Below are 26681 nucleotides of genomic sequence, written 5' to 3' on the forward strand. Positions count from 1 at the left end.
TTCTATCGGGCCGGTGAGGGCCCGGCCGCGCACTTCAGGACATCGGTCCATGCCTCGCCGCTCTTCGCGACGGCCGTGGTGCGACTGCTTCGCGAGGTCGATGCGGCGCTGGGCCATCCGGATCCGGTCACGCTGGTCGATATGGGTGCCGGTCGCGGTGAACTGCTGGACGCCGTCCGCACCCAACTCAACGGCGCGCCGCAGCCCGACGACACCCTCTCTCAGCGCCTGCACCTCGTCGCGGTCGAGGTCGCCTCCAACCCCGAGAATCTGACTTCTGCTATCGAATGGCGCAACGAGCCACCCACCAGCGTCACCGGTCTGCTCATCGCCAACGAGTGGCTGGACAACGTCCCCTGCGATGTCGCCGAGTCCACTCCGGACGGCTGGCTGCTCGTCGAAGTCGCTGCCGATGGCACCGAACGGCTCGGCCTCGAACCCAGCGCGGACCAGCAGACGTGGCTGTCCACATGGTGGCCGGTCCCCGAGACCCCGGAAACCTCCGAGACTTGTGACCCGTCTTCAGCCCAGCCTTTCCGGGCCGAAATCGGCCGAAGCCGCGACTCGGCCTGGCAGCAAGCCGTCGCAACGCTCGACCGGGGCGTCGCCATCGCGATCGACTACGCGCACGACCTCGCGTCACGCCCACCCTTCGGCACTTTGACCGGTTACGCGCACGGTCGCCAAACGGCCCCTATTCCGGACGGCTCGTGCGATATCACCGCCCACGTGGCACTCGACTCCTGCGCTGCCGCCGCCGCATCACGCACCAACTGGACTGTGCTGACCACGCAGCGCGCCGTTTTCCACAGCCTGGGGATGACGGGTGGCCGTCCCGATCTGACCCTCGCCTCGACCGACCCGCGCGGCTACCTGCGCGCACTGTCCCAAGCATCCGCCGCCGCTGAACTGACCGACCCACTCGGCCTCGGCGGATTCGGCTGGCTCGCGCAAGGGGTCGGGGTCTCGGCCCTTCCGTCGCTCGCCGGCCTCTAACGAGCCTCAAGAGGCCCGCTCCGGTGTCCCGCGAAGGAGTGAGAGACTTACCGCTTATGGGACAGCTTGTGGAGCGCACCGCGGGCATCGGCGCCGGACTGGCCACCGAGGACATGATCCTCAACATCGGCCCGCAGCACCCGTCCACGCACGGCGTGTTGCGTCTTCGGCTGGTGCTGGACGGCGAACGCATCGTGTCCGCCGAGCCGATCATCGGCTATATGCACCGAGGCGCGGAAAAGCTGTTCGAGGTCCGCGATTACCGGCAGATCGTCGTATTGGCGAACCGGCACGACTGGCTTTCCGCCTTCTGCAACGAGCTCGGCGTCGTCCTGGCCGCGGAGCGGATGCTCGGCATGGAGCTGCCGGTGCGCGCGTCCTGGGCGCGCACCATGCTGGCCGAGCTCAACCGTGTGCTCAACCACCTGATGTTCCTCGGCTCGTATCCGCTGGAGCTCGGCGCGATCACCCCGATCTTCTACGCCTTCCGGGAGCGGGAGGAACTGCAGAAGGTCATGGAGGAGATCTCCGGGGGCCGGATGCACTTCATGTTCAACCGGGTCGGCGGCCTGAAGGAGGACCTGCCCGCGGGCTGGCTCGACCGGGCGCGCCGCACGATCCAGGCGGTGCGCACGCGGCTGGCTGATATCGAGAACCTGATCCACGGCAACGAGATCTTCCGCGCCCGCACCGAAGGCGTCGGTGTCCTGACCGCCGAGCAGGTCGCCGCGTACGGCCTGTCCGGGCCGATCGCGCGGGCCAGCGGCGTCGACTTCGATCTGCGCCGCGACGATCCCTACCTCGCGTACCGCGAACTCGGCGATGTGCTGCGCGTCGTCACTCGCCAGGCCGGGGACTGCTTCAGCCGCTTCGACTGCCTGCTGGAACAGACCCACGTCTCGCTGAACCTCGCCGAGGCCTGCGCAGACCGGCTCGCCGCGCTACCGCAGGGCCCGATCAACCTGCGGCTGCCCAAGGTGCTCAAGGTACCCGAGGGTGAGACCTACTCCTGGACCGAGAACCCGCTCGGCATCAACGGGTACTACCTGGTCTCGCGCGGCGAGAAGACGCCTTGGCGGCTCAAGCTGCGCTCGGCCTCGTTCAACAACATCCAGGTGCTCGGCGAAGTGCTGCCCGGTCACCTGGTCGCCGACATGGTCGCGATCCTCGGCTCGATGTTCTTCGTGGTCGGAGACATCGACAAGTAGCCGGGCGAGCAGCCGTTATGCCATGCCCTTGATTTCGCGCACCGAGAACTCGACGGTCTCGTCGTAAGCGGTCAGGTCGAGCACGCCGTCGAGATCCGCCGCCCCGATGACCGGGGCCATCGCGAGCGCCGCCTCCGAGACGGGCACCTGCGCGGCGGCCAGCTGGTCGATGAACGGCCGGTACAACCGCTCAGTCTGCGCGGCGGGCGCGTCACTGCCGTCCGTCTCGTGACCGTCCGCGCCGCCTTCAGCGCCGCTGCCGTCCACAACCTGCCAGCCGCGTCGCCGGGCCGCCGCGTTTCCGTTCTGCGCACTGAAGTTCTTCGCGGCCGGCGCGGAACTCGGGCGGCCCGACTCCTCGCCGTCAATACCCTGCGACGCTGCCGCTGCGGCCCGACCGCCCGCCGGCTCTTCAACGGTCAGCACAAGTGACGAGGTGGCCGATGGCCAGCTGTCGGAACCGGTGAGCGCGTCCAATTCCCGCTCCGCGGTACGGCGCGCGGCGCGTTCCCGCTCCAGTTGCTCGCGGGCGCGGGTGAGCTGGTCCTGGATCAGCAGCGAGTACTGCTGTTCGTGTTCGAGCTCGGCTTTGACCCGGTCGGCTTCGGTTCGGTGCCGCTGCTCCGCGACGGCCAGCGCGTCGAGGTCGGTACGCCGGCGCCGGGCCATTTCCTTCGCCCGCCGCTCCAGCAGGCCACGCTGCTGCCAGAGCGTGCCGAAGCCGAGGACGGCGGCGATCGAACTGGTCCCGTAGCCGGCCCAAGCCCCCGCAGGCTGGCCAAGACCGACGGCGAGGCCCCCGCCCGCCGCGGTCATCATGAGAATGGCAATGCTCGGCCGGGTTCCCGACGGACCCGCCCCCGTAGTCTGCCGATGACGCATACGTGAACTCTAGTTGTTGCCTCGCATTGTACGGAATACCCGTTTGCAGATTGGAAAGTCAAAGTTGACTAATGCAGCGTCAGCCGCGCAGAGCGCTCTGATACGGAGAGTTCCGAGGTGGTCAGGGCGCGACGCGGCGCCCTGATATGCCGCTGCGGCGTTCTCAGGCTCCGGACGGCACTTTTCCGTCGCCGCCGGGTTCCTCCGGCGGCACCTTCAGGATGTGCTCGAGATAGATCGCCGCCGCCACCAGCGCCGCGCCGGCCAGGAACGCGAAGCCGCAGCGCAGCGCCTCGGAGCGGTAAATACCGATGTCAAGCCGGCCGAGCAGGAACAACCCGTACCCGCCGTAGATCCCGGCGAACACCGAGCCGACCAGGCCGGAAGCCTTGGCCAGCACCAGCGCGCGGGCGGCCTGGAGCGGATCGATCGGTTTGACCGGTCGCTCGTTCGGGTCCCGCGGCAGGCCGCGGTCGATGCGTGCGCGCGACTTGCGATACGCGGCGAATCGCGAGCGCAGCCCGAGCGCGACGCCCAAGACCGCGACCGCGAGTACCGCCAGTGTGATCGGCGCGGACAGCGGCACGGCCGGGACGCTCGTGTCGCCCAGGTGGTCCCAGAAGCGCAGCACCACATAGGCGATCACGGCCACGATGACGGTGGCCGCTACGAGCACCAGCGGTTTGGTCGGCTTCACGGCCCCAGTCTGTCAGTTTCGGTTCTTGCCCGGCGAACAGGTCCCGGTTCGATACACCGTCAGAACTCGATTGGAATGCGCCGCCGGGATCGTCAACCACAGTGCATTCATCCGGCGCGCGAATCCCGGCCGAGCGTCAGAGTTGCAGGCTCAGATCGTCGCGCCGTTTGACGCCGTCTATCGGCTTAAGCGCCTCCAGCAGCGCCGAGACCGGACCCCAGCCCGGCAGCTTCGCGTCCGGTTCGACATCGTGCCAGGGCACCAGCACGAACGCGCGCTGATGGGCACGCGGATGCGGGACAGTCAACCTATTGTTGTGGGTGACCAGCGAGTCGTACGCGATGATGTCGACATCGATGGTGCGCGCCGACCAGCGTTCCTCCCGCTGCCTATGCAGCGCCTGCTCGATGGCGAGCGCTCGGTCCAGCAGGGTCAGCGGGGTCAGGTCGGTGGTGACCAGCGCGACGGCGTTGTAGAAATTCTGCTGGCCGCTCAGGTCCATTGAATCGGCCGCGTCGTCCGGGCCGCCGAACGGCTCGGTCTCGTAGACCGGGGAGACCGAGACGACCTCCAGCGCGGGGGTGTCCACCAGCGCGTCCAGAGCGGACTGAAGGTTCTCCAGCCGGTGCCCCAGATTCCCGCCGAGCGCCAGCACCGCTCGGTGGTCGTAGCCCCGCTTGCGCTCGTGATTCATCGAGCCTCCTGCCGCGCTTCGCTCCGCCGCCGGATGGTGACGGTGACGTCATCGAACGGTACTGCGATAGGAGCGTCCGGTTTGTGCACGGTGATCTGCGCCTCACGCACCACCGGATCGGCCAGGCACGCGGTGGCGATCCGCTCGGCCAGCGTCTCGATCAGGTTGACCGGCTCGCCTTCGATCAGCGCCACGATCTTCTCGGCTATCGCGCCGTAGTCGGCGGTCGCGGCCAGGTCGTCGCCCGCGGCCGCGGCGCGGGTGTCGAGGCCCAGCGCGGCGTCCACGATGAAGGTCTGGCCCTCGGCCCGCTCTCTCGGGAAGACCCCGTGCCGGCCGCGCCCCCGCAGCCCGTGCAGCACGATCCGGTCCAGATCCGCCGCCCGGTCCACGCCGTCACCCGCACCCATCCGCCGCTCCGTCCAGCTCGGTCGTTCCCTTCGGTGGCTGAGTCCGCAGCCCACGCCGCCGAGGCGCCGCCGAGACCGTGCCGCACCGCCCGCACCACGCGCCAGACCGCTGCTGATGCAATTGCCGCCTACGGCATGCTGCCTGCCCAAACCGCGGCGGCGTCTAACCACCGCGCGGCGTTTCCGAGCTATTCGTGCTCGTCGGGCGACTCGGCGCCGCCGGAGGGGAAGACCGGGGAGGAATGATGCGCGAACAGCAACCATCGGCCGTCCGAGGCACGCCGGAAAACGTTGGTCGCCTCGGCCCGGCCGCCGGCGAATCCGGTCGGGTCCTCGCCCTCGCCGTGCGGCAGATCGGTGAGCACGTTCTCCGCGCAGGTCACTACGGCCAGGTCGCCGGAGACCACGACCCGGACGTCCGTAATGAAGAACTGAAGGTACGACAGTCGCGACATGACGACCGCCCAGGACATCAGCACTTGCGAACGACCGTGTACCGCAGGCTGACCGGGATGTACGCAGTGCGCCGTGCCCGAGTGCTCACCATCGATCCACAGCGCGCGGACGGTGTCGAGATCGCCGTCCTCGACCGCTTGATAGAAGGACTCGTTGACCGCCGCGACCGCGGCCTGCTCGGCGGTGAACGGCTCCTCGTCCACCGGCGGCTGCGTCGCCATTAATGGCCCCCCGCTCTATTCGCATAGTGTGGATCACCGACTGCGGCTGCCACGCGCACCGCGTCGATCGCTTCGGCCGCCGCGTGCACTCGCACGGCCCACGCGCCGTGTGCGGCCACGAGTGTGGCGAGGGCGATCGTAGCGACGTCTCGGTCGGGTGCGGGCCGCGGCTCGCCGTCCGGGCCCGCCAGCAGGCGGCCGAGGAAGCGTTTGCGCGAGGGGCCGATCAGCAGCGGGCGTCCGAGCGAGTGCAACGCGTCGAGGTGACCGACCAACGCCCAGTCGTGCACCGCCGTCTTTGCGAAACCGAGGCCGGGATCGAGGACGATGCGGTCCGGCGCGATGCCGCCGCCGACCGCGCGTTCGACGTGTTCCGCCAGCTCGCGGCGCACCTCGGCGACCACGTCCCCGTACACGGCTCGGCTGTTCATATCGGCACTGTGCCCGCGCCAGTGCATGAGGATGTATGGAACCCGGGCCGAAGCCACGAACGGGATCATCTCCGGGTCGGCCTGCCCGCCGCTCACGTCGTTGACGATCCGCGCGCCCGCCTCCACCGCCTCGCGAGCCACCTGCGCGCGCATGGTGTCGACGGAGATGATCGCGCCGTCCTGAGCGAGCGCCTTGATCACCGGGATGATCCGGCGCAGTTCCTCCTCGACCGGAACGCGCAGTGCGCCTGGCCGCGTCGACTCCCCGCCGACGTCGAGGTAGTCAGCACCGGCCGCCAGCAGTTCGATCCCGTGCTCGATCGCGGCCTGCGGCTCGAAGTAGCGGCCGCCGTCGGAGAAGGAGTCCGGGGTGACATTGACCACGCCCATGACCGCGCACCGGTCGAGTTCGGGAAGTCCCGTCACCCGCCGGTTGGGTCGCGTCGCCAGCACAGCCATGACCTCAGCCTACCGACTATGGGCATGTCGGCTTATCGTCCAAGGGCTCGCACTGCTCATGCTGCGGGCTTGGGCCAGTTGGCCCGCGGATCGCTAGTAGTTGATCATCAATTGGTCAGTAGGTGCGCAGCGACGCCGCGTCCGCCTCTTCCTTCGGGCCGCGCCGCAACAGCGAGGGCAGCACGAGGAAAGCCTCGGCCTCCAGGGCGGCCAGCGCGATCCGGGGCAGATCCCGAGTCTGCCGGAATGCGACGAAGCGCGGCTCCCAGACCGGCCGGAACTTGGCGTTGAAGCGGTACAGCGACTCGATCTGGAACCAGCGGGAGAGGAACACCAGCAGCCCGCGCCAGCGCCGCAGGACGGGACCGGCACCGATCCGCTCGCCGCGCTCGAGGGCGGAACGGAACACCGCGAAGTTCAGCGACATTCGCTTGACGCCGAGCGTCTTGGCCTCGCGCAGTGCCGCTACGATCATCAGCTCATTGAGGCCCGGATCGGCGGAACGGTCGCGCCGCATCAGGTCGAGGGAGAGGCCGTCCTTGCCCCACGGCACGAAGTTGAGCACCGCGCGGATCTCGCCGTCCTTGGTGGCGGTGACCACGACGCAGTCGCCGTCGGACGGGTCGCCGAAGCGGCCAAGCGCCATGGAGAAGCCACGCTCGGTCTCGGTGGATCGCCCGTCGCAGGCCAGCCGCCGGATGAGCACGACCTCCTCACTTGGGATATCGCGCAGCCGCCGCACCTGGCAGGCGTACCCCTGCCGTTCGATCCGGTTGACCATCTGCCGGACGTTGCGCATCGGCCGGCCGTCGAGCGAGAAGTCGGCGACCTCGACCACGGCCTCGTCGCCGAGTTCCAGCGCGTCCATCCCGGCCTCGCGGTGCCAGATCTCCCCGGCCTGCTCGGAGCAGCCCATGACGGCCGGGATCCAGGCATACCGCTCGGCGCGCTCGACGAAGGCCCGGATGGCGCCGGGCCAGGCCTCCGGGTCGCCGATCGGGTCGCCGCTGGCGAGCATGACGCCGGAGACGACGCGGTAGGCGATGCAGGACTTGCCGGTGGGCGAGAACAGCACGGACTTGTCGCGGCGCAGAGCGAAGTAGCCGAGTGAGTCGCGCTGCCCGTGCCGCTGGAGCAGGGACCTGATCTCGACCTCTTGGTCCGCGGTCAGTCGAGCGGCCGGCTCGGCGGGGCGCAAAAAGAGGTAGAGGGTGACCAGGACGGTCAACAGGCCGAGGCCGAAGAGGGAGAAGTAGATGTAGTCGCCGTAATTGTCGCCGCGAAAGTGCATGGGCCCGCTGATGCCGGCCAAGCCGAGCGCGACGTGGTTGAGCCGGTCGAGCAAGTTGGCGTGCCCGATGATGCGGTCCCCGCGGGCCGAGACCAGCGCGAGCCCGATGGCGACGGCGCCGACCAGCATGGCCCAGAACGTCCAGATGGCGCGCCAGCGGGACTTGGGGTCGCTGAGCGCGTAGAACTCCTTGCGATACACGATCAGCAGGACCAGGACGAGGAAGTACAGGGCGATCCCGCCGAAGGGCTCGCGCCGGATCAGATGCACTGCGATGGATGTAGTAAGCAGCGCGACGACGCCCATCCAGGCGCGGTGCTTGCGGCGCCGCAGCGCGTGCGCAAGGGAGACCAGCAGCACGCCGACGATCAGGCTCGCGGCGACGGCGTACGGATTGACCTGGAGCCCGGGAACGAGGTGCCCGAACTTGTGCACGGACTGGATGTGCCGGACCCGAGGGAAGATCGCGGACAGGATGTCGAACAGGCCGAGCAGGTAGCAGAGCAGTCCCGCCACGCGCGGGACCCAGGGCTTCGGGTGGCGAGCCGGGATCGGCGGCGTCGGCGCGTCAGCCGGCTTGTCGGCAGCCGGCGACGAAGGCTTGACTGCGTCCACGGCCGGATCCTCATCCTTGGGCTGCGGCCCCGCTGACGCAGTGTCAGACTTGACCTTTTTCGATGATCCAGACGTCGCCGATGATCGTGGGCTCGCGCTGTTAGAAGACTTCGTGTCCCTCAGCGACCCAGACTGTGCCGATTGCCCTCGGCCCGCCTCGTTCCTCAGCGACCGAGGATCAGACTCATCGCCTCCGCACGGGTCGCGGAGGATCGCAGCATCCCCCGCACCGCTGACGTGACCGTCTTCGCGCCGGGCTTCCGTATCCCTCGCATCGACATGCACAGGTGCTCGCACTCCACTACCACGATGACCCCGCGGGGCTGCAAGATCCGCACCAGGGCGTCGGCGACCTGGGTGGTCAGCCGTTCCTGGACCTGCGGGCGCTTGGCGTACACATCAACCAATCTGGCGAGTTTCGACAGACCGGTGATACGCCCGTCCACCGAAGGAATGTAGCCGACATGGGCCACTCCGTGGAATGGAACGAGGTGATGCTCGCAGCAGCTGTACAGCTCGATATCTCTGACCAGGACCATCTCGTCGTGGCCAAGGTCGAAGGTGGTGGCCAGGACGTCCTCCGGAGCCTGCCACAGCCCGGCGAACATCTCCCGGTATGCCCGGGCGACGCGTCCGGGCGTGTCCCGCAGCCCGTCGCGGTCGGGATCCTCCCCGATCGCGATCAGCAGCTCGCGGATCGCGGCCTCGGCCCGCTTCTCGTCGAACGGGGCCACCGCCCGCCCGGCGTCCGGCGATTCGATCTCCGGTTCGCCAGGCAACGACAACGCGTCCACCGCCGAACGCACGGCGGTGGACGCGACTGCTGCCGACGCAGGCTCCGATATTGCTGACGCCGGATTCGACGACTGCGACATCGACGGCTGCGACAATGACGGCTCCGGTATCGACGGTTCGATCTGGCTCATACCAGCAGATTAACTGCCCGCCAGGCCGCTCTGCCCCGGAAGGTCGCTGATGCCGGAGCCGCCGTTGACGCTGTAGCTGCCGTTGGCGAGCTCCAGCTCCTTCGGCGTCTTGACTGGCGGCCGGTCAGAGGGCACCCGCCTGGTCGAGCCGGTCCACGCTGGCCGCGCGGGACGCATCCGCACGTCCCGGAAGATGTCCGCGATCTGCGCCTTGTCCAGGGTTTCCTTCTCCAGCAGCTCGAGCACCAGCCGGTCCAGGATCTCCCGGTTCTCCACCAGGACTTCCCAAGCCTCGTCGTGGGCGGTCTCGATGAGCTTCTTGACCTCCTCGTCGACGATCGCCGCGACCTCCTCGGAGTAGTCACGCTGGTGGCCCATGTCGCGGCCGAGGAAGACCTCGCCACTGTCCTGGCCCAGCTTGATCGTGCCGAGACGCTCGGTCATGCCGTACTGGGTGACCATCGCGCGGGCGAGCTTGGTCGCCTTTTCGATGTCGTTGCCGGCGCCGGTCGTCGGGTCGTGGAAGACCAGCTCCTCGGCCGCCCGGCCGCCGAGCGCGTAGGCGAGCTGGTCGAGCAGCTCGTTACGCGTCGTCGAGTACTTGTCCTCGTCCGGCAGCACCATCGTGTAACCGAGGGCGCGGCCGCGCGGCAGGATGGTGACCTTGTGCACCGGGTCGGTGTTCGGCAGCGCGTGCGCCACTAGGGCGTGCCCGCCCTCGTGGTACGCGGTGATCTTCTTCTCGTGCTCGCTCATCAACCGGGTCTTCTTCTGCGGCCCGGCCACGACGCGGTCGATCGCCTCGTCCAGCGCGAAGTTGTCGATCAGCTTCTTGTCGGTGCGAGCGGTCAGCAGCGCCGCCTCGTTGAGCACGTTGGCCAGGTCCGCGCCGGTGAAGCCGGGGGTGCGGCGGGCGACAGCCATCAGGTCGACGCCCTGCGCGAGCGGCTTGCCCTTGGCGTGCACCTGGAGGATCTGCTGACGGCCGTTCAGGTCTGGCGCGTCGACGGCGATCTGCCGGTCGAAGCGGCCGGGACGCAGCAGCGCCGGGTCCAGGATGTCGGGGCGGTTCGTCGCCGCGATCAGGATGACTCCGCCCTTGACGTCGAAGCCGTCCATCTCGACCAGCAGCTGGTTCAGGGTCTGCTCGCGCTCGTCGTGCCCACCGCCGAGACCCGCGCCGCGGTGCCGGCCGACCGCGTCGATCTCGTCCACGAACACGATCGCCGGGGCGTTCGCCTTGGCCTGCTCGAACAGGTCTCGCACTCGGGAGGCACCGACACCGACGAACATCTCGACGAAGTCGGATCCGGAGATCGAGAAGAACGGCACTCCGGCCTCGCCGGCGACCGCCCGGGCGAGCAGGGTCTTTCCGGTACCGGGCTGGCCGTAGAGCAGCACGCCCTTGGGGATCTTCGCGCCGATCGCCTGGAACTTGGCCGGGGACTCAAGGAATTCCTTGATCTCCTGCAGCTCCTCGATCGCCTCGTCCACGCCGGCTACGTCCGCGAAGGTGGTCTTCGGCGTGTCCTTGGTGATCATCTTCGCCCTGGACTTGCCGAAGTTCATCACCCGCGAGCCGCCACCCTGCATCTGATTCATCAGGAACAGGAAGACGATCACGAGGAGCACGAACGGCAGCAGGGTCACCAGCACGGAGATGATCCACGGCTGCTTGGACTGCACGACGTTGTAGCCGTCGGTCAGCTTGGCGTTGTCGAGCATCGTGGTGATGTTCGCGCCCTGCTGGTCGTTCAGATAGGTGGCGACCTGCTTGGTGCCGTCGTTCAGGGTGACCTGCACGCTTTGGCTCGACCCGGTGGTCACCTGGGCTGACTTGACCTGGTTCGCCTTGATCTCGTTGATGATCTTCGACGTGTCGACCGAAGTGGCGCCGCCCCCGGAGGACACGATGTTCATCACGGCCAGCACTGCGAGCACGGCCAGCACGACCCAGATCGCTGGGCCACGGAAAATTCGTTTCACGTCCATCGTCCGGGGCTTCCAGCCCCGTCCCTTCTCGCCGGCTCGTCCCTGGTGGGTACTGCTGAACTGGTGCTTGCTACAGCTGCTCTCACCGCTACCGAGCAGTATTACTACCCGACGGTGATCGGTTGCCCCTACCCCACTGTGCGAACTGTCCTCGAAAGGAGCAGGCAGCAGTCGCGGGCGTCCAACACCGAGGCGTCCAACACTGTGCCAACGATCCTACGCGGTGCGTACGTTCCCGATTTCAGGGTGAAGTCGGCAACCAGCATGATCAGGAGTAAACGTGCGGCGCCAAAGTCCCGATACTGCGCCCATTGTTCATCGGGACGCTCGCCAAACGCCGCACGTCACGAGTAGACGTGCGGGGCGAGCGTCCCGATGAAGGGCAGGTTCCGGAACCGCTCGGCGAAGTCGAGACCGTAGCCGACCACGAACTCGTTGGGGATGTCGAAGCCGACGTACTTCACGTCGATCTGCACCTTGGCCGCGTCCGGCTTGCGCAGCAGGGCGCACACTTCCAGCGACTCGGGGTTGCGCGAGCGCAGGTTCGACAGCAGCCAAGACAGGGTCAGGCCGGAGTCGATGATGTCCTCGACCACCAGCACATGCCGACCGGCGATGTCCGTGTCGAGGTCCTTGAGGATCCGCACCACACCCGAGGACTTGGTGCCGGCGCCATAAGACGAGATCGCCATCCAGTCCATGGTCGCCGGGCGATGCAGCGCGCGGGACAGGTCGGCCATCACCATCACCGCGCCCTTGAGCACACCGACCAGCAGCAGTTCGCGGTCGCCGTAATCCGCGTCGATCTCGGCGGCGAGCCGGGCGATCCCCTCCGCAAGCTCGGCCTGGCCAAGCAGCACCCGCTCCAGGTCCGGGCCCATGTCCTTCTCGTCCACCGGGACAGTCTCCTCGTGTAATCCGCGCGGCCGGTTCGGCGGCGCGGCGCCCGGGACACGCCCCGGCACGCCGCCGGACGTGCGAGGAGTCAGACCGGCGTCGCCGCGCACTGCTGCTTACCTCCGCGCGCCGCCGCCTGCTCCGAGCCGTCCAGGGTCCGCTCGCCGAAGGCCAGTCTGCCATCCGCCCGGTGAACGACCACCGGCCCCGGCAGGTGTAGTGGACCTTGACCGCGCCAGTTCGTGATCAAGGCGTCCACCGCCTCGATGTGTACCGCGGCCAGAGTTCCGGCCGGAGCGCCGCATCCGAGCGCGGCCAGCCGTATGACTCTGCGACGCACTGCTGTCGGGAGCGCCCCGAGCCGCACGGTGTCGAGGCCGCCTTGCGCGTGACGGCACTCCTCCAGTGCCCTTACCGCCCAGTGGTCCAGCGCTTCGGTGTCTTCGCGCAGCATGCGCGCGGTGCGCGCGAGGGCTTCAGGCATGCCGGGGCCGAGCGTGTCATGGATAGCGGGGAGAAGCCGGTGACGAATGCGCGAGCGTGTGTACGTCGGGTCTGCGTTATGCGGATCGCGCCACGGTACGACGCCTTCTGCGAGGCAAGCGTCATCGGTTACCGAACGAGCGGTGTCGAGTAGCGGGCGACGATAGCGGTCGCCCGGTCCGAAGCGGGCCGGCATTCCCGCGAGTGACCTGGCACCTGAGCCGCGAGCCAGCCCCAGCAAGACCGTCTCGGCCTGGTCGTCTCGGGTATGGCCGAGGAGCACAGAACGCGCCCCGAGCCGCTCGGCGAAGTGATCCAGTGCTTCATAGCGCGCGGAGCGAGCCGCGGCCTCAGGTCCCCCTTCGCGGCCGACCACCACAGCCACCGACTCGACCGGGTCAAGTCCGCGCTGACGCAACAGCCTGACGACCTCGTCCGCTCGCCGGCCCGACCCCTCCTGAAGCCCGTGGTCCACGGTCACCGCCCCGCAGCGTAACCCCAGCCGCGGCGCGACGAACGCTGCCGCACAGGCCAACGCGAGCGAGTCCGCGCCACCCGAGCAGGCGACCAACACCAGATCGCCGGGCTGATGATCCTTCAGTGCGTGGCGTACTGCCAGGCGTATCGCCGCAACCGCGGGCACCGGTCCCATAGCTGACCACTCCTCAACCAAGTCGCCGTGGCGGCCCGCCCAGGCGCGGCCTCAACCGCGGCGCAGCGGAACCCGCCGGATCCACGCGGCCGGGTCGCCGATCTCCGCCTGGGTCGGGAGCGTATTCGGCGAGGTCCACACGCGGTTGAAGCCGTCGATCCCGGCTTCGTCCACCACGCTGCGCACAAAGCGCTCGCCGTCGCGGTACTGCCTCATCTTCGCGTCGAGTCCGAGCAGCTTGCGCAGCAGCGCCTCCGGCCGCAGCCGGTTCTTCGACCGGCGACGGCCGAACTCCCGGCTGATCTCCGCGACCGACGGCACGACCAGCGGGCCGACCCCGTCCATCACGTAGGTGGCGTGCCCCTCCAGCAGCGTCATGACCGCAGTGAGCCGATCGATGACGGCACGCTGTGCAGGGGTCCGCACCATATCCAACAACGAGAGCTCGTTGGCGGGGGTGACGGGCTCGACGGCCTCACCCACTCGATCGGCCGGTACGTCGGCGTGTCGTGTAGACGCATCGTCGGCTGTACCCATCATGGTGCGTATGAGCGCCTTCACGCGCTCGATGAACACCGCGGGTTCGACTTCAAGCTCGGCGATCAAGGTGCCGATCTCGCCGAGGATGTGGTCACGCAGCCACGGGACCGCGCCGAACTGAACCCGGTGAGTCTCCTCGTGCAGGCAGACCCAAAGCCGGAAGTCGGTCGGGTCGACGCCCAGTTCGCGTTCTATCTGCACGATGTTCGGCGCGACGAGCAGCAGCCGCCCGCCGTCGGGAGCCCCGAAAGGGTCGTACTGGCCCAGAACCCGGTGCGAAAGATAGGCGAGCAGGGAGCCGAGTTCCACGCCGGTCAGCTTCGCCCCGGCGAGGCTCGCCGCGGATCGCAGTCCGCTCGGGATCACGCCCTCGCGCCACTGCCGGACCTTCTCGGCGAGCGGCGCGGACAGCGTCTGCACCGCTTCCAGATTCGCGTTGACCCAGCCGTCACGGCCCACGACCAGGACCGGCGAGCCGTCGTCGGGCGCGTCCAGCTTCGCGAAGTTCCGCACGTGCCCTTGCGCGGCCTGCGCGCTGCGCCGCAATTCGGCCACTGCCGCCTCGGCCTGGCGCGGACTGACCGCCGGCCCGGGACGCACCAGGCGCCGCGCAGTCGCCTCGGCCACCGACCAGTCGATCAGTTCGTCACTCGCCACACCTTCAAAGTATCCCGGCGCGTTGCTTCTAAAAGCGTTGCGCGACGGGCAATCTGGCCTATCGGGCCGGTTGTCCCTGATTGACCGCTTTCGCCGCCTGCTGATCGCTGTCCCCGCCTGCCACTGCGCGGGGCCGTCGGCGCGGGCGCGGCGCGGTCAGCGCAGCAGGACGCATTGCTGAAGTGTTGCGTTGATCACTCGGTGCTGCGCTCTGTCTCGCACACCCTCCGCGGTGCGGGACACTAGTGCGGTAAGCCTGGTCATCGCGAGGCATACCCACCGACAGCCGTCCGCCTCAACCGCGGGCACGCCCGGTCGCTCCTCCGGTAGAGCCTCGTGCCGCCGAACGAGTGATCACGGCCCGACGGCACCCCCATATGGAGGAACGATGGAGTTCGACGTCCTGATCGAGATCCCGAAGGGTCAGCGGAACAAGTACGAGGTGGACCACAAGTCCGGCCGCATAAGGCTGGATCGCATGCTGTTCACCTCGACGCGTTACCCGGCGGACTACGGCTACATCGAGGACACACTCGGCGAGGACGGCGACCCGCTGGACGCCCTGGTGCTGCTTGAGGAGCCGACCTTCCCCGGCTGTCTCATCCTGTGCCGGACGATCGGCATGTTCCGGATGACCGACGAGAAGGGCGGCGACGACAAGGTCCTGTGCGTCCCGGCCAACGACCCGCGTGTCGAGCACATCCGCGACATCCACCACGTGCCCGAGTTCGACCGGCTGGAGATCCAGCACTTCTTCGAGGTGTACAAGGACCTGGAGCCTGGCAAGTCGGTCGAGGGCGCGACCTGGGTCGGACGCACTGAGGCTGAAGAGGAGATCCGCCGGTCACGGCTGCGTTTCGCCGAGAGCCCTGACAGCCAGCACCACTGACCCGCAGCGCCGCCGGTCTGCTTGCGCTGATCGGTGGCGCTGCTGATCGGTGGCGCTGCTGATCCACGGCGTCGCAGATCGGTCAGTCGGGCCGGGCGAAGAACTGGATCGGTCCCCACATCCACATCGGCGAGATCTCCACGTTCTCGCCGGAGCGCGGCGCCTGGATCATCTGCTGGTTCCCGATGTAGATGGCCTCGTGGTAGATCGTGTCCGAGTCGCCGCTGTCGGTGGCCCAGAACAGCAGGTCGCCGGGCCGCAGGTCGCCGTAGCCGATCGGATGGCTGGCCTGGTACTGGAACGCGGCGAAGTGGGGCAGGTAGACGCCGGCCGTCTCCCACGCGCGCATCGCCAGGCCTGAGCAGTCGAACGAGTACGGTCCGACCGCGCCCCAGACGTATGGCTTGCCGAGCTGTGCGTACGCGTAGGCGAGCGCACGGCCGGCGAGTGAACCGTCGTAATTCGGCGGCGAGTAGTGGCTCGCCGCGGCTTGCGCAGCGCGACGAGCCGCATCCTCCGCCAAGCCCTGCTGGCGTTGCTGTTCCAGTTGCACCGAAACGCGCTGGGCTGCGGCAAGCTGCGACAGCAACGCGTCACGCCGCGCGCTTGCCGCAGCGACCTGGCTCTGCTCTGCCGCGACAGCGATCCTGGCAACTTCGGCGGCCTTCGCCACCTGCACCTGAGCCGCAGCCTGGCCACGCACCGCCGCGTCCGCTGTGGCCTTGGCGGCTTGGGCGTCCTGGCGAGCCTGGTCGGCTGCCTGAACGGTCGCCTTAAGGTCGGCGTTTTGGTGCGCGAGCACGTGTGCGCCGGTCACGAACTGCTCCGGGCCGTCCGCATTAAGGACGAGGCTGACGGAACCGAGTCCTCCCCCGTCCCGATACGCGGCAGCCGCGAGCCGGCCTAGATCTGACCGGGCGTCAGCGAAGCGTCGCTGCGCTACGGCGACATGGTCCGAAGCGATCTGCGCGGCCAACTGGGCGCGCTGCAAGCGCACCGTGGCAGCGTCGTACTGTTCGGCCGCGATCTGAGACTGCCGCACGAGCAAGGTCAGCTGGCGCTGCGCCGCGTCGAACTGCGCCTGAATCGGCGCCACCGCGGACTTCGCGCGCTGAACGGCTTGCTGTGCCTGATCAACTTGGTTCTGACTCGGGTAGACCGGATCGGCGTACGCACCGCCGACCGTCAACCCGAGCAGTGCCGCACAGGCAACTGCGCACAGCACCCGTCGAGACAGGCGAACGCGACGACCAGTCACAGGCACCTCCCTCGGCCGACGACCCTGCGTAGTCGATCGTGCCCGGATGCCACATGGTCATTTCGTCCGACACGCGTCAAATCACCCGCATGCGTACTTAAACCGCGAAAACGTGTGATTAGCCGTCAGGTCGAGTCTGTGCAGCTGTCAGCCAGCCCACGTCTAAGCCGCTCGACTCGCTAGAGGCCGACCGCATTCAGCAGCGCGCTCGGTCGGGCAATGACAGGCGCATGCTCGACGAGCTGAAAGGAGCAGCCGATAGCCGCCGCGCCACCGTCCGCAGCGGCGTTGTCACCAACCATCAGCACGTCGGCCGGAGCGTGTCCGACCAGCTCGCAGGCGAGTTCGAAGATGGCCGGATCAGGCTTGTTTACGCCGACCTCGTAGGAGAGCACATAGCCGGCGATCAGGTCATCCACGCCGAAATGCTTGAAGACGGTGCGCAGATCCCAGCCGATATTGGACACCACAGCGGCCGGGATTCCGCGCGACCGGAGCGACTCCAGCGCCTCGATGGTGTCCGGGTACGCATCCCAGGCTTCGGGCGCGTAGTGACGGTCGTACAAGATGTCTGCGAGACCAGGCCACGGCAACTCGGTTGCCTCAACCAGCGCGGTGTAAGCGGCTCGGTGATCCTCCGCCGAAAGATCGCGTCGCGCCCATAGGTCCGTCAGATGCGCAGGCACCGCGAACTCGGAATAGGCGCCTGGCTGCCCGCCACTCGCGTGCAACCGCTCCGCCCACGCAGCGATTTCGGCGTCCGACGCGACGATTCCGGCCTGCTCAAGCGCCGCGCGCAGCCACGACTCAGCCGACTCGCAGTGAAACAGCGTCCCGGAAAAGTCGAAGAGCACTGCGTTCACCATGCGTCAGATCATCGCATGAGCGAACCACCGCCCCGCTCGCGGCTCTCACAAGGATCGGCGACAACGGCGCCGGTGACCGGCACCGCAAATCGCTGTTTCCGCAGCTGTGCATAACAGGGCGGTTTGCGGCGCCGCAATCTCACGCCTCGTTCTCAGCCCCGCCGTTCACCGGCAGAACCACGGTGAAGACGGTGCGACCGGGGCGGGTCTCCAGCTCCACCCTTCCGCCGTGCGCCTCGGCGATTGCGCGGGTGATCGCTAGGCCGAGGCCAGTGCTGCCCGAAGCTCGGGAGCGCGCACGATCCCCGCGCACGAACCGGTCGAAGGCGCGGGCCGCGACCTCCGGGCTCAGGCCGGGACCAGTGTCGGCAATGCTGAGGCGGACCTCCCGGGCTTCCGGCGACTCCCCGCCGTCCAGTCGCAGCGTCACCTCCGTCCCCTCGGGCGTGTGCGTACGCGCGTTGGCGAGCAGATTCGCGATCGCCTGAGCCAGACGGTGTTGATCGCCGACCACCGCGGTCGGCTCGGCGGGTAGTTCCAGGCGCCAGCGATGGCCCGGCGCGGCGGCTCGCGCGTCCTCGACCGCGTCCAGCGCCAGCCGGGTCAGATCTACCTGCTCACGGGCCAGCGGCCGACCGGCGTCAAGGCGAGCGAGCAGGAGCAGATCGTCGACTAGGACACCCATGCGCTGCGCCTCAGCCTCGATGCGGCCAAGCGATCTGCGCACCGGCTCCGGGATCTCACCCGGGTGCCGCTGCGCGAGTTCGGCGTGGCCACGGATCGCGGCGACCGGCGTGCGCAGTTCATGGCTGGCGTCGGCGGCGAATTCTCGCAGTCTGGCCTCGACCGCGTGCCGCTTGGCCAGCGCGTCTCCGACGTGCCCGAGCATCCGGTTGAGCGATGCGCCGACGCGTCCGACCTCAGTCGCCGGATCGTCGTCGGGGACCCGAACGGACAGCTCGACCTCCCCGCTGGCCAGCGACAGGCCACTGACCCGCTCGGCTGTCCTGGCTACGCGGTCCAGCGGTCGAAGCGTCAGCCGCACCCACACCACGGCCGCGACAGCGGCGAGCACGAGCGCCGCGGCGAACATCGCCATCTCCGCTCCCGCCAACTGCCGCACAGTTTGGTCGATGCGCGTTAAGGGCAGGCCGGTGACCAGGACGTCGCCGTCCATCCCGTTCTGGGCCCGCACGCGGTATTCGCCAATGAGCGAAAGGCTCAGAGTGTGCGCCGATCCGTCGGTCGGGAGCGCGGCCAGCGCCTTCGCGTCCTGAGCGGACATAGTGACTCGGTCTTCGATGCTGCCCGTTGCGTCGTCGGCGTCGCCGTCAACAATCGCTGCCACGGTGATCGAGCCGCCCACCAGCCGCACGCCTAGCGTTCCGGGGGTCTGCGCCCGCGTGTCTCCCCGATTCGTATCGCTGCCCAGCGCGTTGTGCTCAAGGCTCGCTGCGTAACGACCACCGGCCTCACCAAGCTGCTGGTCGAGATCGTCGACGAGGTAATGCTTAAGCACAGTGGTCGTCGCGAGCCCGATCCCTAGGCACACTAGGGCGAGGATGGCGACCAGCCCGAGGGTCAACCGTCCACGCAGCGTCCGAGGGAGCCCTCTCACGTCGCGGCCTTCAATACGTAACCGGCGCCGCGTACCGTATGGATCATCGGCGCACGGCCGGCGTCGAGCTTCTTACGCAGATAGCTGATGTAAAGCTCAACGACGTGCGCTTGCCCGCCGAAGTCATAGCTCCAGACTTCTTCCAAGATCTGCGTCTTACTCAGGACTTGGCGAGGATTGCGCATCAGATAGCGCAGCAGCGCGAACTCGGTGGGACTCAGCTCGACCGGCGACCCGCCGCGAGTCACTTCCATCGCCCGCTCGTCCATCACCAGGTCGCCGACCACGAGGCAGTCCGGCCGGGCCGCCGGCGGCGAAGCGGGCGGCCAGGCACGCCGCAACATGCCTCGGAGCCTGATCACGACCTCCTCCAGGCTGAACGGCTTAGTCACATAGTCATCTCCGCCGGCCGCGATCCCCGCGATCCGGTCCTCAACCGCATCCCTAGCGGTAAGGAAAAGCACCCGCGTTTCGGGGCGAGACTCGTGGATCCGGCGTAGCACCTCGGTGCCGTCAAGGTCCGGCAGCATCATGTCGAGCACGACCGCGTGTGGCTGCCAGCTCTCGGCGATCCGCACGGCGTCCAGTCCGGTCTCCGCGCCCTGGGCCTGCCAACCCTCGTATGTGACCGCGCCGCAGATCACCTCGACGAGGTCCGGCTCGTCGTCGACGACGAGGATGCGCCAGCCGCTGCCGGTGGTGCCTTCCGCGGCGGCCGCGCCCGATGCATCAGTGCCTGTCACCGGCCCATAGTCCGGGCTGAAGGTGAGAAAACGCTGAAAAGTCCCTACTCCGCATGGCGCTCAACCCGAGCCGGCAGTAAGCCGTGACCAGCAAACTCAGCCGCGGCTTCGACTTGCTCGCGCTTCAGACTCATAGGGAACTGAGAAGTGACGATGTGACGATAGGCCTCGGGCCGCTAACACAACGACCACAACGCCGCACTCACTTTGCGTGCCGGTTCACCGCCGAGAAGGAAGGTCCTGCGCATGCCTGCCGTAGCCGATCGTGCCCACGCCGCGCGGCGTGGCGCCGAGCGCGGCCGCGCATCCGGCTCACCGCCGGACCTGCGACTTCCGGCAGACACCATCCCGCTCGCCGTGCTGGCGCTCATCGGCATCGGCGGGCTGGCTGTGCTCGCGCTGTGGTGGAAGGACACGTTCAACGTCGTCGGCGCCGCTGGATGGCTGACCGGGGCTGGCCGGATCACCGGACTGCTCGCGGGTTACCTCACACCGCTGCTGCTTCTACTCATGGCTCGTGTTCCCGTACTGGAGCGCCGGGTCGGATCGGACCGGCTAGCCCGCTGGCACGCGCTCGCCGGCAGGTACATGGTCTGCCTCGTCGCCACACACATCCTGACGATCATTTGGGGCTACGCGTACACGGCGCGCAAATCTGTCGTCAACGAGGCCGTATACGTGGTCTTCGACTACCCAGAGATGATCAAGGGCACATTGGCGGCGCTAGTGATGTTCGGGACGGCGTTCATTTCGGCGCGCGCGGCCCGCCGCCGTCTCAGCTACGAGACCTGGTACTACCTGCACTTGGGGACTTACCTCGCCATCGCACTCGCCTTCAGCCACCAGATCGTAAACGGAGCGGACCTGGACACGGGCCCGGCGCGGGTGCTGTGGAGCGCGTACTACGTCGGAGCCTTCGCAATCTTGGGCTGGTATCGGCTCGTCGTTCCGTGGCGCAACGACCGAAGGCACCAACTGCGGGTGGCCGAGGTCCGCCCTGAGGGTCCAGGCGTCGTCTCGGTCATCCTCACCGGCGAACATCTCGACGAACTGCGCGCCGAGGCGGGCCAGTTCTTCCGACTCCAGTTCCAGGCCAAGGGCCTGCGGTGGACCGCCAACCCGTACTCCCTTTCCGCCGCGCCACACCCGCGCTTCCTCCGCTTCACCGTCAAGGACCTGGGCGGACACAGCGCAGCCGTTGCGCGGCTACGGCCAGCAACCAAAGTCCGCATCGAAGGCCCATACGGTGCGTTCACGGCAGACCGAGTCCGCGCCCGCAAGGTGCTGCTTCTCGCCGGCGGCGTCGGCATCACCCCGATCCGCGCGCTGTTCGAGACGCTCCCCGCCAAGCGCGGCGACCTCACCCTGCTCTACCGCGCCAGCGGGCCAGCGGATGTGATCTTCCGTCAGGAGCTTGAGTCGATCGCAGCAGCGCGTGGCGCACGCCTAACGTTCCTGGTAGGTCCGAGATCTGAAGTCGGCGACCCGCTCACCGCGCGCACGCTGTCCAAGCTGGTCCCGAACCTGAACCGGCACGACGTGTTCATCTGCGGCCCAGAGCCGATGGCCGCCGCAGCGGTTCAGGCGTTGCGCGAGTGCGGGGTCAAGCGGTCACGCATCCACCACGAATCGTTCGCGTTCTAAAGGAGAAGGGGTACGCCCGATGCGTCGCGCCATCGTCGCCGGCACCGCCACAGTCTCAGGCATCGTCCTGCTACTCGGCCTCAAACCGCACGGCAGCGGCTCAGCCCTGGGCGCATCCAGCTTCAGCATCGGCTCCGGCTCGAACGCAGGCGCAGCGGCGCCCACGACAAGCGCACCGACTACCGGCAATGCCGGCAGCGGGAGCGGCGGCGGCCAGTCCTCCGCAAGCCCAGCCGCGCCAAAGAGCGCCTCAAGCACCCCCGCAAGCTCGGCAACCAAGACGGTCACCGGCGACGCGGCGGACACCCGCTACGGCCCAGTCCAGCTCCAGGTGACCTTCAGCGGCAAGAAGATCAGCAGCATCAATGTGCTGGAGTACCCGACGGAGAGCTTCCGCGACCAGCAGATCAACAGCTACGCGCTGCCGATCCTGAACCAGGAGGCGATGTCCGCGCAGAGCGCCCACATCGACGTCGTCTCCGGCGCGACGTACACGAGCGACGGCTACGCGCAGTCGCTGCAGAGCGCGATCGACAAAGCCGGCGCCTAACGTCCTCCGGTTCAGCTCAGGCGCGGTGTCGATCCGCGGCTCCGGACGTAGTTTGAGCTAACTCCGGCTACACAAGCCCAGCTTCGTACGCTGCGATGACCAGGTGCACCCGATCGCGGGCTCCGAGTTTGGCGAGCAGCCGGGCCACGTGCGTCTTGGCCGTAGCCACGCTGATGAACAGGTGTTGGGCGATCTCCGCGTTCGACATCCCGCGGCCGACCAGGGCCAGTACCTCCCGCTCGCGTTCGGTGACGCCGTCGAGAGTACGGATCACTCGCGCGGCGGCGGGTGCTGATCGCTCGACGAAGGTGCCAATGAGCCGCTTGGTGATACTCGGCGCAATGAGCGCGTCCCCGCCGGCGACGACGCGGATCGCGCCGAGGATGTCCTCCAATGCCATGCTCTTGACCAGGAAACCGCTGGCCCCGGCGCGCAGCGCGCCGTAGACATATTCGTCCTCGTCAAAGGTCGTCAGCACCAGAACCCTGGGGGCCTCGGGCTCGGCGGCGATGAAGCGGGCCGCGCGGATGCCGTCCATCTCGGGCATGCGCACATCCATGACAACCACGTCGGGCCGTAGCTGCCGGGCGAGCGAGATCGCCTCCCGGCCGTTGCCCGCGGAGCCGGCGAACTCCAGGTCCGGCGCGTCATCGATGATCATGCGCAGCCCGAAGACCATCAACGGTTGATCGTCGACGAGCAGGACCCGGATCGTCATGCCGGAAGCCTTGCCGCGACTCGGAAGCCGCCCTCGGCTCTCGGACCGGCGCTGAATTGGCCGTCGAGCAGGGCGACGCGTTCCCTCATGCCAAGCAGGCCGAAGCCGCCGCCCGGATCCGGGTGCACGCTGCCGCGGCCGTTGTCCAAGATCTCGATCGACACCTCGTCCGCCTCAAACGATATGAGGACGCGGCAGTCGCGCTTGCCCGAATGGCGCACGACGTTCGTTAGGGCCTCCTGGATGACCCTGAATGCAGACAGATCTATCTCTGGCGGCAGCGTCCGTCGCTCACCGCGCCACGCTACGTCGACGCGCAGCCCCGCGTCGGCCGCACGGGCCACCAAGTGGTCGAGGCCGGCCAGACCCTGGGCAGGGGCGAGCGGGGCGGCGTCGCCAGTCTCCGGCTCGGCGTGACGCAGGGCACTGACCATGCGCTGAAGGCCGGTCAGGGTCTCCCTACTAGTCGCCTCGATGCTTGTCAGCGCTGCACGCGCCTGCTTCGGCTGAGTTTCCATCACCCTGCCCGCAGCGCCAGCGAGCACTGCGATGATGCCGATGCTGTGGGCAACCATGTCGTGCAGTTCCCGCGCGATGCGCAGGCGTTCGGCCATGACGGCACGCGCGGCACTTTGCTCGCGCAGGGAGAGACTGTATTCACGGCGTTTACGCAATCCGTAGCCCGCGCCCCAGCCGCACGCTGCGTACAGGGCGATCTCGCTAGTCGTCATCCCCAGGTCCGACGCCGGGTCCGCTGCCAGAACGCCTGCCTGCTCGACGTACCAGAGCACGACCAAGGCGGCCGCGGCGACGGCCGAGACCGCGGTCGAGCGGACCAGCGCCAGGTAGCAGATCGCCACGACCGCAGCCGCGTACAGCCCCCAAGTGCGTGCCCCGAACTCCACAGCGAGCACGGTCTCGGCGAGCAGCGCGCCGTACACCGCCGTGGGCCACCGCCGTGCCAGCAACACCGGGAGTGCCAGGACCAGGACGAGGGCTGCAAGCGCCGGCGCGGCAATGGAGGGGAATCGGTGGGGCCCGTCGTACTGGGGACTCTGGGTCGTCGGAGCCGTCCAAAACAGAAGGGATGCGTACAGCAGGTACGCGCCGACCACCGTCGCCATGTCCGCAAGCCGAACGAGCCTGTCCAATCCAGGTAGTCGAGCCTTGATCCCTTCCACGTCCACGTCGTGGAGTGTAGGTGACGCCACTGCCGCAGGACGTCGCTCTGCGGGCGTACGCCCCCAGGCTGAGGAGCCGCGGCAGGAACCGCCCGTCGGCCGACGCCGCGGACCGGAACCGGCGGAAAGCTGAGCATCGTGATCGAGATCAAAGAACTCACGAAGCGCTTCGGCGCTGTCACCGCCGTTGACGACCTCACCTTCACGGTCCAGCCCGGCCGGGTGACCGGATTCCTCGGGCCGAACGGCGCGGGCAAGTCCACCACTCTGCGGATGATTCTCGGCCTTAACGCCCCGACCCGTGGCAGTGCCGCCGTTGACGGCCGGCCGTTTCGCGAAGAGGGGGCGGGACTGCGCAGGGTGGGCGCGCTGCTGGACGCGGGCGATGTACACCGTGGCAGGAGCGCTCGCGCCCATCTGACCGCGCTGGCTCGCAGCAACGGCATCCCGCGCGAACGCGTCGCCGCCGTCCTGAGCGAGGTCGGTCTGCAGGACGCGGCCGGGCGCCGGGTGGGCGGCTTCTCCCTCGGTATGCGCCAGCGTCTCGGCATCGCCGCCGCGCTGCTCGGCGACCCGCCGGTGCTCATCTTCGACGAGCCGATCAACGGCCTTGACCCGGAGGGGATCGTGTGGGCGCGAACGCTGTTTCGCCGCCTGGCCGCCGAGGGCCGCACCGTGTTCGTCTCCAGCCACGTGATGAGCGAGGTGGAGCACAGCGTCGACCACCTGATCGTCATCGGCAACGGCAAGCTCATCGCCGACGAGCCGCTGGAGCAGTTCGCGGCACGCGCGACCCGGCTAAGCGTCCGAGTCAGGACACACGATCCCGAGCGCCTGACCGCCGCACTCACTGCACAGGGCGGGCGGGTAGCCGCCGAGGACGATCGGACGTTGACCGTCAGCGGCCTGACCACGCTGCGGATCGGCGAGATCGCAGCCGACCAGCGGATCACGGTATATGAGGTCGCCGCCGTCTCCAGTGCGTTGGAGGCGGCGTTCATGGAGTCGACGGCTGCCAGCGTCGAGTTCCGCGCCGGGCGATCGTGATGAGCGTTCAGCCTCTGGCACCGCGATTGCGCGGCCCGCGCAAACGCGCCCGGCCCGCCGACCTGTGCGCCGCCGAATGGATCAAGTTCTGGTCGCTGCGCTCGACCCCGACCGCGCTGGTGCTGCTGGTCTCGCTCGCGCTCTATCTGGCCGCCAACAACAGCCGCCACGGCGTGCTGCCCATGGCGGGATCCAGCGGCCCGCTCAATCCGCAACGGGCCGCGTTCGACGGGTTCTCGTGGCTGCCGGCGATGATCGGCGCCGGACTGATCGGGGCGCAGGCCATGGTCGGCGAGTACAGCACAGGGCTGATCCGCACCACGCTCGCCGCGGTTCCCGACCGCTGTCGGATCAGCGTGGCCAAAGCCGCCGTCGTCACAGCGGTCACGGGCGGCGCGGCGCTGGTCATCGGCGCGGGCGGCCTCGCACTCGCCGTCGCCATCATCCACGCGCCGAGTCCCGTCGACGCCCACCCGATGCGGGCGATCTGGTCATCCATCCTGCTGCTGCCCACCTGCGCGCTCGCTGGTATGGCGTTCGGCACGCTGGTGCGTCACGCGGCCGGATCCGCGACCGTCGTTTGCGCCCTCTTCGGTTTCATCCCGATCATGCTGCGCCCCACCGGAAACCGGTGGGCCACCGACGCCGCGAACGCGATGCCCTACTACGCGTGGGGCCGACTCACGGGTGCCGGGACCGGCACCATGACGGTCGCCGTGGCGTGGGCCACTCTCGCCGCGTGGGCCGCCGCATCCATCGTCATCACCATCCTCGCGCTCGACCGGAGGGACGTATGAACACGCACATGAGAGCGGGCCACGTCCGCTTCGGCGATCTCGTCGCCGCCGAATGGATCAAAATCCGGTCGCTGCGCTCCACCTTTGGCCTGATGGTATTCGGCGTCTTATTCGCCGCCGTCGCGGCATGGTGGCAGGGCCACCATGTCCGGGTCGCGCCGGGAGCCGCCGCCGCCTTCAACCCGCTGATCTATCCATACGACCAGCTGACTTGGGCGTTCATCACGGTGCTCGCTGCCACATTCGGCGCGCTCACGATCACCGGTGAGTACGCCAGCGGACTGATCCGCACCACCTTCGTCGCGGTGCCTGCCCGGCGGCGGGTGATCCTGGCAAAGAGTCTCGTGGTGGCGCTGTGCATGGCGGTTTTCGGCCTGATCGCCTCGCTCGCCTCCCTGTACATCGCCGGATACGCACTAACCGGCCAGTTGTCCGGTCTCTCACTCGGCCAGGGCGCGGCACTGCGGGCCGCGATTCTGTCCGCGGCGCTTCCGGTGCTCGGCTCGCAGATAGGCATCGCGATCGGCGCGCTGATCCGCCACCCCCTCAGCGCCATCGGCGCGACTTGGGGAGTCCTGCTGCTGTTGCCGACGATGCTGGCAAGCGGAACCATCGGGCTCGGTACGGCAACCGAGGGGATGCCGCTCTCGGCATGGATGACGCTCGCCCGCACCGCGTCCACCGGCGCCCACCAAAGCCCGCTTCCCCCGTCCACAGCAGCCTGGATACTCATCCTCGCCTGGCCGCTGGCCAGCCTGATCGTGACCGCGACCACGGTGACCCGGCGAGACGTATGAGTCGCCGCCCACAACCCGACTGGTCGTACTGCAACTAGAAATGCTCAGGAAACGACCGGGGCGCTC

Annotated in this window: 26 protein-coding genes; 8 read left to right on the top strand and 18 right to left on the bottom strand. The window is 68.2% G+C overall.

What is annotated here, in order from left to right; genetic code table 11:
* Both VN779_RS11875 and VN779_RS11880 read left to right on the top strand, forming a co-directional pair.
* Window positions 1-996: SAM-dependent methyltransferase (locus tag VN779_RS11875; protein ID WP_325722544.1), on the top strand; the 996-nt coding region annotated here is incomplete at its 5' end.
* A gap of 56 nt (window positions 997-1052) precedes the next feature.
* A complete protein-coding gene (locus VN779_RS11880) occupies window positions 1053-2204 on the top strand; it encodes an NADH-quinone oxidoreductase subunit D (RefSeq protein WP_325722545.1) in 1152 nt (383 codons plus the stop codon).
* A gap of 15 nt (window positions 2205-2219) precedes the next feature.
* On the opposite strand, the gene VN779_RS11885 is transcribed toward VN779_RS11880, so the two are convergent.
* The 12 genes from VN779_RS11885 to VN779_RS11940 all read right to left on the bottom strand — a co-directional run bounded on the left by VN779_RS11885 (window position 2220) and on the right by VN779_RS11940 (window position 14507).
* Complete coding sequence (locus VN779_RS11885; RefSeq protein ID WP_325722546.1) at window positions 2220-3020, bottom strand: hypothetical protein; 801 nt, start codon at window positions 3018-3020, stop codon at window positions 2220-2222.
* Between the two features lie 229 nt (window positions 3021-3249).
* Window positions 3250-3783 carry a DUF3180 domain-containing protein gene (locus VN779_RS11890; protein WP_325722547.1) on the bottom strand — a complete coding sequence of 178 codons (534 nt, stop codon included), beginning with the start codon at window positions 3781-3783 and terminating at the stop codon, window positions 3250-3252.
* Between the two features lie 136 nt (window positions 3784-3919).
* Complete coding sequence (gene folK / locus VN779_RS11895) at window positions 3920-4477, bottom strand: 2-amino-4-hydroxy-6-hydroxymethyldihydropteridine diphosphokinase (protein ID WP_325722548.1); 558 nt, start codon at window positions 4475-4477, stop codon at window positions 3920-3922.
* A complete protein-coding gene (gene folB / locus VN779_RS11900; protein ID WP_349260748.1) occupies window positions 4474-4851 on the bottom strand; it encodes a dihydroneopterin aldolase in 378 nt (125 codons plus the stop codon). Before folB ends, folK begins: the two co-directional genes overlap by 4 nt.
* Window positions 4852-5075: 224 nt before the next feature.
* Window positions 5076-5564: a nuclear transport factor 2 family protein gene (locus VN779_RS11905; RefSeq protein WP_325722550.1), complete on the bottom strand. Its 489-nt coding sequence runs from the start codon at window positions 5562-5564 to the stop codon at window positions 5076-5078.
* Window positions 5564-6454, bottom strand: a complete 891-nt coding sequence (folP, locus tag VN779_RS11910) for a dihydropteroate synthase (protein ID WP_325722551.1) — start codon at window positions 6452-6454, stop codon at window positions 5564-5566. Before folP ends, VN779_RS11905 begins: the two co-directional genes overlap by 1 nt.
* A 115-nt stretch (window positions 6455-6569) precedes the next feature.
* Window positions 6570-8297, bottom strand: a complete 1728-nt coding sequence (locus VN779_RS11915) for a phosphatidylglycerol lysyltransferase domain-containing protein (RefSeq protein ID WP_349260749.1) — start codon at window positions 8295-8297, stop codon at window positions 6570-6572.
* Window positions 8298-8524: 227 nt separating this feature from the next.
* Entirely contained in the window at window positions 8525-9286 is a 762-nt protein-coding gene (gene folE / locus VN779_RS11920; RefSeq protein WP_349260747.1) for a GTP cyclohydrolase I FolE, read from the bottom strand.
* Window positions 9287-9295: 9 nt separating this feature from the next.
* The gene (gene ftsH / locus VN779_RS11925; protein ID WP_325722553.1) at window positions 9296-11278 is read right to left on the bottom strand and encodes an ATP-dependent zinc metalloprotease FtsH; all 1983 of its coding nucleotides are present in this window, start codon (window positions 11276-11278) and stop codon (window positions 9296-9298) included.
* 344 nt (window positions 11279-11622) lie between these two features.
* Window positions 11623-12174: a hypoxanthine phosphoribosyltransferase gene (gene hpt, locus VN779_RS11930; RefSeq protein WP_325722554.1), complete on the bottom strand. Its 552-nt coding sequence runs from the start codon at window positions 12172-12174 to the stop codon at window positions 11623-11625.
* Window positions 12175-12263: 89 nt separating this feature from the next.
* Window positions 12264-13310 carry a tRNA lysidine(34) synthetase TilS gene (tilS, locus tag VN779_RS11935; RefSeq protein ID WP_325722555.1) on the bottom strand — a complete coding sequence of 349 codons (1047 nt, stop codon included), beginning with the start codon at window positions 13308-13310 and terminating at the stop codon, window positions 12264-12266.
* A 51-nt stretch (window positions 13311-13361) separates the two neighbouring features.
* Window positions 13362-14507, bottom strand: a complete 1146-nt coding sequence (locus tag VN779_RS11940; protein WP_325722556.1) for a zinc-dependent metalloprotease — start codon at window positions 14505-14507, stop codon at window positions 13362-13364.
* 388 nt (window positions 14508-14895) lie between these two features.
* Here VN779_RS11940 and VN779_RS11945 point away from each other — a divergent pair, with 388 nt between their 5' ends.
* Window positions 14896-15396 (top strand): inorganic diphosphatase, encoded by a 501-nt coding sequence (locus VN779_RS11945; protein ID WP_325722557.1) that lies wholly within the window; start codon window positions 14896-14898, stop codon window positions 15394-15396.
* Window positions 15397-15478: 82 nt separating this feature from the next.
* On the opposite strand, the gene VN779_RS11950 is transcribed toward VN779_RS11945, so the two are convergent.
* From VN779_RS11950 to VN779_RS11965, 4 genes are all read right to left on the bottom strand, one after another.
* Complete coding sequence (locus tag VN779_RS11950) at window positions 15479-16654, bottom strand: C40 family peptidase (RefSeq protein ID WP_325722558.1); 1176 nt, start codon at window positions 16652-16654, stop codon at window positions 15479-15481.
* A 179-nt stretch (window positions 16655-16833) separates the two neighbouring features.
* Window positions 16834-17520: an HAD-IA family hydrolase gene (locus VN779_RS11955; RefSeq protein WP_325722559.1), complete on the bottom strand. Its 687-nt coding sequence runs from the start codon at window positions 17518-17520 to the stop codon at window positions 16834-16836.
* 139 nt (window positions 17521-17659) lie between these two features.
* Window positions 17660-19138, bottom strand: coding sequence for a HAMP domain-containing sensor histidine kinase (locus VN779_RS11960; RefSeq protein WP_325722560.1), 1479 nt, complete (start codon window positions 19136-19138; stop codon window positions 17660-17662).
* The gene (locus VN779_RS11965) at window positions 19135-19881 is read right to left on the bottom strand and encodes a response regulator transcription factor (RefSeq protein ID WP_325722561.1); all 747 of its coding nucleotides are present in this window, start codon (window positions 19879-19881) and stop codon (window positions 19135-19137) included. Before VN779_RS11965 ends, VN779_RS11960 begins: the two co-directional genes overlap by 4 nt.
* A gap of 246 nt (window positions 19882-20127) precedes the next feature.
* Here VN779_RS11965 and VN779_RS11970 point away from each other — a divergent pair, with 246 nt between their 5' ends.
* The gene (locus VN779_RS11970; protein WP_325722562.1) at window positions 20128-21525 is read left to right on the top strand and encodes a ferredoxin reductase family protein; all 1398 of its coding nucleotides are present in this window, start codon (window positions 20128-20130) and stop codon (window positions 21523-21525) included.
* A 19-nt stretch (window positions 21526-21544) separates the two neighbouring features.
* Window positions 21545-22075: an FMN-binding protein gene (locus VN779_RS11975; RefSeq protein ID WP_325722563.1), complete on the top strand. Its 531-nt coding sequence runs from the start codon at window positions 21545-21547 to the stop codon at window positions 22073-22075.
* A 67-nt stretch (window positions 22076-22142) separates the two neighbouring features.
* Here the strand turns inward: VN779_RS11975 and VN779_RS11980 are convergent, their stop codons facing one another.
* Both VN779_RS11980 and VN779_RS11985 read right to left on the bottom strand, forming a co-directional pair.
* A complete protein-coding gene (locus tag VN779_RS11980) occupies window positions 22143-22793 on the bottom strand; it encodes a response regulator transcription factor (protein ID WP_325722564.1) in 651 nt (216 codons plus the stop codon).
* Window positions 22790-23980 carry a sensor histidine kinase gene (locus tag VN779_RS11985; protein WP_325722565.1) on the bottom strand — a complete coding sequence of 397 codons (1191 nt, stop codon included), beginning with the start codon at window positions 23978-23980 and terminating at the stop codon, window positions 22790-22792. Before VN779_RS11985 ends, VN779_RS11980 begins: the two co-directional genes overlap by 4 nt.
* A 132-nt stretch (window positions 23981-24112) precedes the next feature.
* On the opposite strand from VN779_RS11985, the gene VN779_RS11990 reads away from it, so the two are divergent.
* From VN779_RS11990 to VN779_RS12000, 3 genes are read left to right on the top strand one after another with little or no spacing between them, the layout of a single operon-like run.
* A complete protein-coding gene (locus VN779_RS11990; protein ID WP_325722566.1) occupies window positions 24113-25021 on the top strand; it encodes an ABC transporter ATP-binding protein in 909 nt (302 codons plus the stop codon).
* A complete protein-coding gene (locus tag VN779_RS11995) occupies window positions 25021-25818 on the top strand; it encodes a hypothetical protein (RefSeq protein WP_325722567.1) in 798 nt (265 codons plus the stop codon). The genes VN779_RS11990 and VN779_RS11995 overlap by 1 nt, the downstream gene beginning before the upstream one ends.
* A gap of 8 nt (window positions 25819-25826) precedes the next feature.
* A complete protein-coding gene (locus VN779_RS12000) occupies window positions 25827-26615 on the top strand; it encodes a hypothetical protein (protein WP_325722568.1) in 789 nt (262 codons plus the stop codon).
* Window positions 26616-26681 lie beyond the last annotated feature (66 nt).

Origin of the sequence: Actinocrinis sp. (assembly GCF_035605935.1) — a bacterium.
GTDB lineage: Bacteria > Actinomycetota > Actinomycetes > Streptomycetales > Catenulisporaceae > Actinocrinis.